9 protein-coding genes and 1 pseudogene are annotated in these 11,811 nt (G+C 54.1%); 8 read left to right on the plus strand and 2 right to left on the minus strand.

Translation table 11 applies throughout. The features are described 5' to 3' along the window. Window positions 1–180 precede the first annotated feature (180 nt). Window positions 181–1,029 carry an MBL fold metallo-hydrolase gene (locus ACR1UW_RS09870; RefSeq protein ID WP_429904425.1) on the minus strand — a complete coding sequence of 283 codons (849 nt, stop codon included), beginning with the start codon at window positions 1,027–1,029 and terminating at the stop codon, window positions 181–183. A 180-nt stretch (window positions 1,030–1,209) separates the two neighbouring features. On the opposite strand from ACR1UW_RS09870, the gene ACR1UW_RS09875 reads away from it, so the two are divergent. The 5 genes from ACR1UW_RS09875 to parC all read left to right on the plus strand — a co-directional run bounded on the left by ACR1UW_RS09875 (window position 1,210) and on the right by parC (window position 8,390). Then, a complete protein-coding gene (locus ACR1UW_RS09875; protein ID WP_033014101.1) occupies window positions 1,210–1,509 on the plus strand; it encodes a phasin family protein in 300 nt (99 codons plus the stop codon). Window positions 1,510–1,560: 51 nt separating this feature from the next. Next, on the plus strand, window positions 1,561–3,237 hold the full coding sequence (locus ACR1UW_RS09880; protein ID WP_289668778.1) for an ABC1 kinase family protein: 1,677 nt from the start codon (window positions 1,561–1,563) through the stop codon (window positions 3,235–3,237). A 114-nt stretch (window positions 3,238–3,351) separates the two neighbouring features. Beyond that, complete coding sequence (locus ACR1UW_RS09885) at window positions 3,352–3,771, plus strand: CoA-binding protein (protein ID WP_033010909.1); 420 nt, start codon at window positions 3,352–3,354, stop codon at window positions 3,769–3,771. Window positions 3,772–3,946: 175 nt separating this feature from the next. Next, window positions 3,947–5,884 carry a DNA topoisomerase IV subunit B gene (gene parE, locus ACR1UW_RS09890; RefSeq protein WP_498933125.1) on the plus strand — a complete coding sequence of 646 codons (1,938 nt, stop codon included), beginning with the start codon at window positions 3,947–3,949 and terminating at the stop codon, window positions 5,882–5,884. Between the two features lie 61 nt (window positions 5,885–5,945). Continuing rightward, window positions 5,946–8,390 (plus strand): DNA topoisomerase IV subunit A, encoded by a 2,445-nt coding sequence (gene parC, locus ACR1UW_RS09895; RefSeq protein ID WP_498933127.1) that lies wholly within the window; start codon window positions 5,946–5,948, stop codon window positions 8,388–8,390. A 200-nt stretch (window positions 8,391–8,590) separates the two neighbouring features. Here parC and ACR1UW_RS09900 read toward each other — a convergent pair whose 3' ends face one another. Further along, the gene (locus tag ACR1UW_RS09900; RefSeq protein ID WP_033010912.1) at window positions 8,591–9,310 is read right to left on the minus strand and encodes a MerR family transcriptional regulator; all 720 of its coding nucleotides are present in this window, start codon (window positions 9,308–9,310) and stop codon (window positions 8,591–8,593) included. A 177-nt stretch (window positions 9,311–9,487) separates the two neighbouring features. Between ACR1UW_RS09900 and ACR1UW_RS09905 the strand changes: the two are divergent. The 3 genes and pseudogenes from ACR1UW_RS09905 to ACR1UW_RS09915 all read left to right on the plus strand — a co-directional run. Next, a pseudogene (locus tag ACR1UW_RS09905) lies at window positions 9,488–9,631 on the plus strand (alpha-amylase family glycosyl hydrolase); the annotation flags it as partial. 79 nt (window positions 9,632–9,710) lie between these two features. Then, window positions 9,711–11,123, plus strand: a complete 1,413-nt coding sequence (locus tag ACR1UW_RS09910) for a Na+/H+ antiporter NhaC family protein (protein ID WP_498933130.1) — start codon at window positions 9,711–9,713, stop codon at window positions 11,121–11,123. A 183-nt stretch (window positions 11,124–11,306) separates the two neighbouring features. Then, window positions 11,307–11,756, plus strand: coding sequence for an acyl-CoA thioesterase (locus ACR1UW_RS09915; protein WP_498933132.1), 450 nt, complete (start codon window positions 11,307–11,309; stop codon window positions 11,754–11,756). Window positions 11,757–11,811 lie beyond the last annotated feature (55 nt).

Genomic DNA, 11,811 nt, shown 5'->3' on the forward strand with positions numbered 1-11,811 from the left:
TCGCTAAAGGCATAATGTGCTCTACCATCTCCATGGAGAATCCTCTGACTTTCACATGTCAACGAAAGGGTGCCCCCGTTCAGACACCCTCCCTTGGTTTTTACTTGAAAGTGGTTTTAGCAAAGAAACTTCCGCTTCAAACAAAACTAGAAGCCGTTCACGGAACGATAGTCCGTTTGCCTAATGGACGTACTTCCCATAATCAGGGGTAGCGATACGGTCAAAATTACGGGCGAGTTTTGTCAACCCTTCACGTAGCTCTTTGCCGGCGACAGGAGCACCGTGTCCGGTGATGGCGACTGACGGAAAGAGTGCGGCTAACTTGCGCACCGACTCGCGGGCGGCGCGCCAATCGATGGTATAATAGCGCGGCGGGCCGCTGATTTCGATTTGTTGGGTCAACACTTTATACAGTGAATCTTGGCGGACGGTGACGAACGCGTCGCCGGCGATTAAAGCGGCGTCGCGCGGCCGAAATAACGAAATGTGGCCTGGCGTGTGCCCCGGTGTGTGGATCCAGCGGAACTCCGGCAAGTGCGGAACGGTGCCGTTCTCTGGCAGCGGATGAACGCGATCGCCCAGTTGAATCGGTTCATTTGGGAAAAACGGTGATATTTTGGCGATGAAGCCGCCCTCGACGGAAGCGTCAGGTTCAGGATAGCTCGCCTTTCCAGTCAAATACGGCAGTTCAGCCGGATGGGCATACACCGGGACATTCCAATGCTTGACAAGCTCAACAATCGCTCCAACGTGGTCAAAATGGCCGTGGGTTAAAACAATGGCTTGCGGGCGGCTGCCGCTGCCAAAGCGGTCTTCCACGACTGAAACAATGTCATCGGCTGATCCCGGCATGCCAGCGTCGACTAATACAAACGCGCGGTCGTCCGGGCGGCCGACAAGACAAATGTTCACGATTTGGATCGTATGGCAGTACAAATCGGGCAGCACGCTGACTCCGAGGCCGCTCGCTGCTGACGTCGCAGGTATGAAACGATAGTCTTCTCCGTAGTGCAGTTGTTCCTCTGCCATGGGAACTCCCTCCTTGCACGAATGGATAGCCCATCGATAGGATTCCTTATCGAGAAGTGGGATATGCAACGCTAGGTTCGAACGGAAAACACCTTCCGCATTTTCCTCTTTGGCCGCTTGCTCGACATGCCCCGCCAAATAATGGTACTATAAAGGAAAGAAGGAAAGGAGGAAAACAGGATGAGCATTTTGAAAAAAGGATTGGCGTTCGGGCTTGGGCTTGCGATCGCCAGCAAAGAACAAGCGGAAAAATTGATCGATGAGTTGGTCAAAAAAGGAGAGTTGTCGCTTGATGAATCGAAGGAAGTGATCGATCAATGGAAGCAGCAAACCGAAGCGCGGAAAGCGGAAGTACAGCGGCTTGTACGCGAGCAAATCAAGCAGGTGATCGATAAACTCGACTTGGCGACGAAAGAAGACGTGCGGCAGCTCGAGGAGCGAATCCGCCGTCTTGAAGAAAAGGAACAAAGCGGGCAGTAAACCGATGCGGCCTGTCCGCTCGCTTTTTACCGCCTTAGGAGAGATGTCTCGATGATCGGAAAACGGGTGCGCCATATCGGAAGGTACCACGAAATCGCCGCCTCCTTGCTTCGGCACGGATTCGGGATGATCGTCGATGAGCTCGGCTTTTCGTCGTTTCTTTCGTTGCCGCCGCGATGGAGAGCGGAGCAAGGGAAAAAGGAAGGAAAAACGGTTGGGGAGCGGCTCCGCCTTGTGCTCGAGGAGCTCGGCCCGACGTTCGTGAAGCTCGGGCAAATTGCTAGCACACGGCCGGATTTGATTCCCGCTCCGATCATCAGTGAGCTCGAAAAGCTGCAAGACCAAGTTCCGCCGTTTCCGTTTGCCGATGTCCGCCGGATTGTCGAAGCGGAGTTTGGAAGTTCGCTGGAAACACTCTTTCGTTCATTTGAGGAAATGCCGCTCGCTGCCGCTTCGCTTGGACAAGTGCACCGGGCGGTTCTTCCTTCCGGACAGGCCGTGGCGGTGAAAGTGCAGCGCCCGCACATCGCTGCGCGGGTGGAGACGGATCTGGAAATTTTGCAAGATTTGGCCGTGCTGGCGGAACGCCGTCTCGATTGGGCGGCAACTTACCAATTGTCTGAGATTGTCGATGAACTGGCGCGTTCATTACGGCAGGAGCTGGATTATACAGTCGAGGCGCGCCATGCGGAACGGTTTGCACGGCAGTTTGCCGGCGATTCGTCGGTGTATGTCCCGAAGGTGTTTTGGGATTATACGACGAAAACAGTGCTCACGATGGAATATGTCGAAGGGATCAAACTCGGGGAGATCGAGCGGTTGAAAGCGAACGGCCACTCCTTAAAAACGATCGCCGAGCGTTTGGCTGAAGCAACCTTTCAACAAATGTTTGAGCATGGATTTTTTCATGGCGACCCTCATCCTGGCAATGTATTTGTTCTTGACGATGGAACGCTTTCCTTCATTGACTTTGGCTTGATGGGCCGCCTTCGACCTCATGTCAAACATCATCTTTCTTCACTCATCATCGCCTTAATGCGGCAAAACACGGATGGGGTGTTGGGTGCGATTTACGGTTTAGGAATTGTTCCTGACGGAGTCGATGAAGGAAAATTGCGCGATGATATTGACGAGTTGCGGGAGAAATACTACCGCGTCCCGCTCGGTGAGATCAGTCTTGGGGAAGCCGTCGAGGATTTGCTTTCGGTGGCATTTCGCCATGGCATTCGCATCCCAAGCGATTTGACGCTGTTAGGGAAAGCGCTGTTGACGGTCGAAGGGGTCGTGGAGACGCTTGACCCGCAGTTTCGCATCATGGATGTGGCCGAACCGTTTGGGAGAAAGCTGATGAAAGAGCGTCTTCGGCCTGACCGGGTGGCGGAAACGGCGTGGAAACGGATTTTCGACTACGGTGAATGGCTGCTTCGCTTGCCGGACAGCGTAAAGGAATGGACGAAAATGATGCGGCATGGCAAGCTTCGATTGGAAATCACAGCGCCTGATTTGGAAACGCTGCTAAAGAAGCTCGATCAGATTACGAACCGGCTGTCGTTTAGCATCGTTCTTCTTTCGTGGAGCATCGTCATGGCTGGCATGATGATCGCTTCATCGTTCGGACGGCAGTCGATGCTGCTATGGAAAATTCCTGCTGTTGAAATCGGATTAGGTGTGTCCGCTTTTCTTTTTGGTTGGCTGCTTTACTCGATTTTTCGTTCGGGAAAGTTTTAGCGTTTGTTGCACAATGTTAAAAAGGGCTAAACCATTTTCTGTCTCATAGAAGGATTTTTCTTTCTCGATCGCGAAACAAGTACTGCAAAACCAAAGAGGGAAGGAGGAAACCCGATGCCCATTGTCAACCCAAGCCGGGAAGAAATCGGCGACATTTTGCGCAAGGCGAAGCGGATTGCCGTTGTCGGCTTGTCCAACAATCCCGAGCGCGAGTCGTATATGGTGGCGAAGGCGATGAAAGACGCCGGATACGAAATCATTCCGGTTAATCCGATGATCGAGGAATGGGAAGGCATTCCAGCGGTCGACAAACTGACGGATATCGAAGGACATGTCGATATCGTCGATGTGTTTCGCCGTTCCGAACATTTACCGGAGCTCGCCCGCGAGTTTGTGCAAATCGATGCGGACGTATTTTGGGCGCAACTTGGCGTCGTCAATGAAGAAGCATACGCGTTTTTAAAGGAAAAAGGCTATACGGTGATTATGGATCGCTGCATTAAAGTAGAACACGCGCTCACGAAACGCCCGTAACAGGCAAAGCGCGCCATTGACGAAACGGCCATCTTCTCTAAGATGGTCCTTTCGTTTTTCAGGCGCCGTTGTCCGATTTTGTCAAGCGGTGTCAAAAGACAATGGACAGCTGGTCATTTTATGATACAATAAAACAGAAACAGATGTTCTTGTTTTGGCAGAAAGGGGTGGGCTTGTGGCAAAGCAAGCGATACATGACTATAACGAAGATGCCATTCAAGTGTTAGAAGGGCTTGAGGCGGTGAGGAAGCGGCCGGGGATGTACATCGGCAGCACCGACAGCCGCGGGTTGCATCATCTTGTTTATGAAATCGTCGACAACTCGGTCGATGAAGCGTTGGCCGGATATGGAAATTACATTTTGGTGCAAATACATAAAGACAACAGCATCACCGTCCTTGATGAAGGGCGCGGCATGCCGGTCGGGATGCATAAGCTTGGCAAGCCGACGCCGGAAGTCATTTTGACGGTGCTCCATGCCGGGGGCAAGTTCGGCCAGGGCGGCTATAAAACGAGCGGCGGCCTGCACGGAGTCGGGGCGTCGGTTGTCAACGCCTTATCAGAATGGCTGGTCGTCACGATTCATCGCGACGGCTTCATTTACCGGCAGCGGTTTGAGCATGGAGGCAAACCGGTGACGACGCTAGAGAAAATCGGCACAACGAACAAAACCGGAACCATCATTCAATTTAAGCCGGACCCAACGATTTTCAGCACGACGGTCTTCGATTATGAAACATTGAGTGAACGGCTACGCGAATCGGCGTTTTTGCTGAAAGGGTTGAAAATCGAACTCGTTGACGAACGGACCGGCATGCGGGAGGTGTTCCATTACGAAAACGGGATTGAAGCGTTTGTGGCCTATTTGAATGAGGAGAAAGATGTGCTCCACCCGGTTGTGTATTTTGCTGGCGAGCAAAACGGCATTGAAGTCGAGTTTGCGTTCCAGTTTCATGACGGTTATTCGGAAAACGTGCTGTCGTTTGTCAACAACGTGCGCACAAAAGACGGCGGCACGCATGAGGCGGGTGCGAAAACGGCGATGACGCGCGTTTTTAACGAATACGCCCGCCGTGTCGGTTTGCTCAAGGAAAAAGATAAAAATTTGGAAGGAACCGATATTCGCGAAGGATTGTCCGCGGTCGTTTCGGTGCGCATCCCAGAGCACTTGCTTCAGTTTGAAGGGCAGACGAAAGGAAAGCTCGGAACGAGCGAAGCGCGTTCGGCCGTCGATGCGGTGGTGTCCGAGCAGCTCATGTACTTTCTGCAAGAAAATCCGGACGTAAGCACGATGCTCATCAAAAAAGCGATCCGGGCGTACCAAGCGCGCGAAGCGGCCCGCAAAGCGCGCGAAGAGGCGAGAAGCGGCAAAAAGCGGAAAGGGAAAGAGGCGCTGTTAAGCGGCAAGCTGACGCCGGCGCAAGGGCGCAATCCGCAAAAAAACGAGCTGTATTTGGTCGAAGGCGATTCGGCGGGCGGTTCGGCGAAACAAGGGCGCGACCGCCGCTTCCAGGCGGTCCTTCCGCTGCGCGGGAAAGTCATCAACACGGAAAAGGCGAAGCTTGGCGATATTTTGAAAAACGAGGAAATCAATACGATCATCCACGCCATCGGCGGCGGCGTCGGCGCTGATTTTTCGCTCGATGATGTCAACTACGACAAAGTGATCATTATGACCGACGCCGACACGGACGGCGCCCATATTCAAGTGTTGCTTTTGACGTTTTTTTACCGCTACATGCGTCCGCTCATTGAAGCGGGAAAAGTGTACATCGCCTTGCCGCCGCTTTATAAAATCAGCAAAAAAAGCGGCAAAAAGGAAGTCATCGAATACGCATGGACGGATGAGCAATTGCGGGAAATCACGAAACGAATGGGCCGCGGCTATACGATTCAGCGCTACAAAGGGCTTGGCGAAATGAACGCCGATCAATTGTGGGAAACGACGATGAATCCGGAAACGCGCACGTTGATCCGCGTGCGCATTGAAGATGCGGCTCGCGCCGAGCGGCGGGTGACGACACTGATGGGCGATAAAGTCGAGCCGCGCCGCAAATGGATTGAAACGCATGTTGCCTTTGGGCTTGAGGAAGAGCCAGGGTGGATCGGCTGATGGCGGTGCGAAAAGACGCCGCCATGATTGCGCCGATGCCTTGTAGGAAAGGAGAGGTATGATGGCAGAGCGATTGTTGGAATTGCCGTTAGAAGACGTGCTTGGCGACCGCTTCGGCCGCTACAGCAAATACATCATCCAAGACCGGGCGCTGCCCGATGCGCGCGACGGGCTGAAGCCCGTGCAGCGCCGCATTTTGTATGCGATGTACATCGATGGCAACACGGCCGATAAACCGTTTCGTAAGGCGGCGAAAACGGTTGGGAACGTGATCGGCAATTTTCATCCGCATGGCGACTCGTCAGTGTACGAAGCGATGGTGCGGATGAGCCAAGAGTGGAAGCTGCGCAACGTGCTGATTGAAATGCATGGCAACAACGGCAGCCTCGACGGCGACCCGCCGGCGGCGATGCGCTACACGGAAGCGCGCTTGTCGGCGATCGCCGCCGAGTTGCTTCGCGATATTGACAAAGAAACGGTTCCGTTTGTGCCGAACTTTGACGATACGACGGAGGAGCCGACCGTCTTGCCGGCGATGTTTCCGAACTTGTTGGTGAATGGCTCGACCGGGATTTCGGCCGGCTATGCGACCGACATTCCGCCGCATGCGCTCGGCGAGGTGATCGACGCCGTCTTGATGCGGATCGACCAGCCGGATTGCACGGTTGAGGAGCTGATGACCGTCCTTCCCGGCCCTGATTTTCCGACCGGCGGCATCATCCAGGGGAAAGACGGCATCCGCAAGGCGTATGAGACCGGCCGCGGGAAAATCATCATCCGCGCCAAAGCCGCCATCGAGCAGGCGAGAGGCGGGAAAAAGCAGATTGTCATCACGGAGTTGCCGTATGAAGTGAACAAGGCGAATTTGGTGAAAAAAATTGACGAGCTTCGTTTGGACAAAAAGCTCGACGGCATTGCTGACGTCCGCGATGAAACGGACCGGAACGGGCTGTCGATCGTCATCGAGCTGAAAAAAGACGCCGATGCCGAGGCGATCCTTAACTATTTATACAAAAACACCGATTTGCAAGTGCCATACAGCTTCAACATGGTGGCGATCCATGAACGCCGGCCGAAGCTGATGAGCTTGCCGGAGCTGTTGGATGCCTACATCGCCCACCGGAAGGACGTCGTCACGAACCGTTCGCATTTTGAGCTCAAAAAAGCGAACGAGCGGAAGCATATTGTCGACGGGTTGATCAAAGCGCTCTCGATTTTGGATGAGGTGATCGCGACGATTCGGGCGTCGAGTGACAAGCGCGATGCGAAAGATCGGCTGATGGCGGGCTACGGGTTCACCGAGGCGCAAGCGGAAGCGATCGTGACGCTTCAGCTTTACCGGCTGACAAACACCGATATCGCCGCGCTTCGGCAGGAAGCGGAAGAGCTCGACAAAACGATCGCCGAGCTGAGCGCGGTGTTGGCCGATGAGAACAAGCTGTTGTCGGTCATTAAAAAAGAATTGAAGGCCATGAAAAAGCAATATGCTGACGAGCGGCGGACGGCGATTGAAGAGGAGATCGAAGAGCTGAAAGTGAACGTTGAAGCGCTCATTCCGGCTGAAGATGTGATCGTGACCGTGACAAAGGAAGGATACGTGAAACGAACGAGCTACCGTTCGTACAGCGCATCGAACGGTCAGGACATCGGCATGAAGGAGACCGACCGTCTGCTCGCCCAGCTCGAGATGAATACGACCGATGTGCTCTTGCTGTTCACCCGCCGCGGCTATTATTTGTATTGCCCGGTTCATACGCTGCCGGACATCCGCTGGAAAGAGGTCGGCCAGCATATTTCAAGCTTGATTCCGCTGGAACGCGACGATGAGCTCATCGCCGCTGTCCCTGTTTCCTCGTTTGAGACGGACGAACAGCTCGTCTTCGTCACGAGGCAAGGGATGGTGAAACGGACCGAGCTTTCCCAATACCAAGTGCAGCGCTACACGCGCCCGCTTGTTGCGGTCCATGTGAAAGACGATGATGAGGTCGCCGCCGTCTATGCGACGGACGGCCGCGGCCTCCTTTGGCTGGCGACGCATGATGGCTATGCACTTTTGTTTGCCGAAGAAGAAATCAGCCTGGTCGGCGTGCGCGCTGCCGGGGTGAAAGGGATTCAACTAAAAGAAGGAGACTTTGTCGCCGCCGCCTGCCCGCTTCGCCCTGAAGACCGCGGTTTTCTCGTTGTCGCGACGCAGCGCGGGGCGGTGAAAAAAATGGCGCTAGGCGAGTTTGAGCCATCCTCGCGCGCCAAGCGGGGTGTGCGAATCGTGCGCGAAGTGAAATCAAACCCGCACTGCGTGGCCGGAGCGGTTTTGGTCGGCGAGAGCGAGGGGACGGTCGGGCTGCGGACGGAAAAAGGGGCGACGGAGATGGTGGAGACTGCGTCGCTTCGCTTGTCGGACCGCTACGCCACCGGCTCGTTTGTCATCGATACGGATGAAGCGGGAGCAGTGGTGGACGTCTGGAAAGAACCGGCGAAGGGGATTGGCAAAGGAGAAGAAGGATGAGGGCGGACCGTTCGGATGTGCCTGCCGGTCGGCGCGCGTTGTTTGAGGGCGGAAAACCGCGGGCGAAAGCCCCGCGCTTTCAAACCAGCGTTTGTTTGCCGCCAAGCCCATGTTGGAGATTGATCAACAAAATAGGGAACGAAAAAGGGCGCTCCTTTTCATGGAGCCCCTTTTTCGATTGCGGCCTTTCCATTCGGGAATTACCAAAACTTCCACCATTTGTTCGTCCGGGAGCGGCCGGCGTTGGTGTTGGCTGCTGTTTGCCGAAAGGAAAGCACCAGTTCCCGGAAAGCTTTTTCCCGCTCGATAATGCGCTGTTCGAGCTGTTTTCGCTCCTGTTCTTGCCTCGCTTTTTCTTCGTGGCAAAAGGCGACGACCGTTTCCAAATGTTCGTGCAGCTGCTCGGTTTTTTGCTGCCACGCTTCTTGGTAGTCTTGAAGGGAGCGGCGCACGGTTTCCGCCGCAGCGCTCGTCTGCTCGCCGAGGTGGTCGAGTTGCCCTTTGACCTCCCTCATCGCCTGTTGGATGGTGTCGGCTGCCTCGCGCTTGACGGCGTCGACGAGCTCGTCTTTTACGCGGGCGACGAGCTGTTCTGCTATGTACGGGGCCCCATGGCGCAACAAACGGGGCACGTCAATAATTTCCCCTTCCATCACATCGGGTTCCACCGGAGCAGGTGGATCGGCGGGCCGCCCGTTCATCTGGGTGATGAGATCCGCGATTTCGCGCGGATGGCGGCCTTCCTCGAGCAACATACGGATTTGACGAAATCGATGGATCAGCTCGTCGGTATAAATGCGCGCCCCTTGGCTGGTGCGGGGAACGGTGATCCATTGAGCGAATTGCTTTTCCCACTGTTTCAAGTCGCGGGCGGTCGTCCCGATTTTTTTCGCTGCTTCGCGGAGTGTATAGGTTTTCATCGCATTTCCTCATCCTTTCTCGTCTTTTGGCATTGATTTACGTTATGTTTTATTTTCCTACTCGGTCGTTGATTTTCCTGCCGCTTGACAAAACATAACAAAAGAAGTGGAAGTTAGCAAAAAAAACAACAACTATTGTCGAAAAAATGAAGGTGGTCATCGAAAGATGTTGACAAACAAGGCGGGGGCTGGAATGCGCTCTTTTGGTGCAACCACGATCAGGCGCGCATCGTGTCGCGCTATGGCGATGACGGGACGTATTGGAAAGAATCAGCCAAAATGTTGGCGACGACGATCCATTTAATAAACAAAACTATGTTCTAAATAATCAACAAAATCATAAACGAACAGCATTATGGCTATCCTTGTTAACAGCAAGATCGCAAAGGGGGATGCCGGTGTGGAAGGAACATGGTGGTCGCTATTGCCTTTTCTTTTGATCATTCCGCTCGCCATTTGGCTGAAAGAAATTTTGCCCGGTCTTATAGCCGGGCTGCTTGTCGGGGCGTTTTGCCTTGAGCGGTCGCTTGTTGGCGGCATCGAGCGGGCGCTGTCCGCCATTGTTCATTCGCTCAGCGATGTTGAACACATGAAGGTGGCGGCGTTTTTGTACTTGTTCGGCTCGCTTGTCGGCATGATGCAAATCACCGGTGGGATCAAAGGGTTTGTCGAGAAGCTTTCTGGGCGCATCCGCACGAAGCGCAGGCTTTTGTTGTTCGTTTGGTTGACGGTGCCGGTGACGTTTTTTATGCCGATGTTCCGCATTATGCTCCTCGGTCCGGTGATGAAGGCGGTGCTTCGCCAGTTTCGCATCGACCGGCGCCGGATGGCGTACATCATCGATGTGTCCACTGAACCGATCATCGTGCTTCTGCCGGCGGCAACGGCGTTTGTCGGCTTTATGACGTCTGTTGTAGCGGCGGCGCTGGCGCAAAACGATATTCATGAATCGGCGTATGGCGTTTTTTTGCGCAGCTTGCCGTACAATCTGTTTGCCATTATCGCGCTGATAATCGGGCTGCTGACGACGATGCTGAACATCCGCATCGGCAAGCCGCGGGCGAAAAAAGGAGAGGAGAAAACAAACGAATTGCACGGCCTCGGGCTGCGCAAAGAATTGTCCCTTGTCACAGGAGAGCCGCTTCACCTTTTTGTCCCGCTGGCGTTGCTGCTCGGGCTGACGTTCGCTTTTTTTGCCTATGATGGTCGGCGGCGCGGGGCGCACGGCTGGCTAGAAGCGTTTTCGCAAGCGGATGCAACATGGGCGATGCTGTTGGCGCTGTTTGTGACCCTTCTTCTCTCGATGGGGTTTTATGTATGGCGCAGGCAGTCGCTGTCGGAGTTGATTTACCACTTTTTCGCGGGGGGCAACGAGTTGATGGCGCCGATCGGCATGCTCGTTCTCGTTTGGGCCGTCTCCGCGGTGGCGGGGGAGCTCGGCTTTACCGCTTACGTGGCTTCGACGTTTGGGACATGGCTTCCCGGGACGTTTGTGCCCGCGGCAGTGTTTTTGGCCGGATCGTTTTTGGCGTATTTTATCGGGTCCTCGTGGGGGACATGGGGCATTTTCATGCCGCTTGGCGTCACGCTCGCGCACGCGACTGGAGCGCCGCTTGAGATGACGGTCGGCGCGGTGTTTGCGAGCGGAACGTTCGGCGCGTTTGCCTCGCCGCTTGGCGATACGACCATCACGACAGCCGCCATCATGGATATGGACTTGATGAACTATGCGAAATACAAACTGCGCATTTCCTTGATTGGCGCCGGGCTGTCGCTTGCCGGGTACGTGCTGCTTCCGCTTTGGGCCGGGTGAGGAGAAGCGAACGCTTCGCTCTCCCTGCTCCTCACCTCTATCTAAACTATGTTCTAAATCATCAAATATCAAAAACAAAACAGTTGCATCCATAAGCGAATCAAGCTATGATAAAAATAACATACTGACTAGTTGGTAGACACACTGCTGTGTCTGCCGTCAAAAAGGGGAGAGGGAACACGAATGAAAACGCACACGATTACGGTCAATCCGCGTTTTTGTGAAACAGACGCGCTCGGACATTTAAGCAACATCAGCTATTTTATTTATTTGGAAGAAGCGCGCACCCGCCTGTTTGATGAATTGCGTTACGGCGGGCGAACGGACGACTGGCATTTTATTTTAGCTTCCACCAAGTGCGATTTTATCAACCAAGGATTCTTCGGACGACGATTGCGCGTGGAAACGAATGTCTCCCGGATCGGCAATAAAAGCTTTCAATGCATTCATCGCATCATGGAAGAGGAAACAGGAAGACTGATCGCCATCGGAGAAGCAGCGGTCGTCCATTTTAATTTCCAAACCCAAACGAGCGAACCATTGCCCGATGACTTGCGGACCATGCTTGCCGAATACCTTGCGCCGTCCGTGGGGGAAACGATTTCGCCGTTATCGTGCAAAAAAAAGGAGTAAAAAAGGGAGTGGAATATCATCCGCCTGTACGGCGGATTTTTCATTTTCAACTTTC

Origin of the sequence: Geobacillus lituanicus (assembly GCF_050994965.1) — a bacterium.
Classification (GTDB): domain Bacteria; phylum Bacillota; class Bacilli; order Bacillales; family Anoxybacillaceae; genus Geobacillus; species Geobacillus stearothermophilus.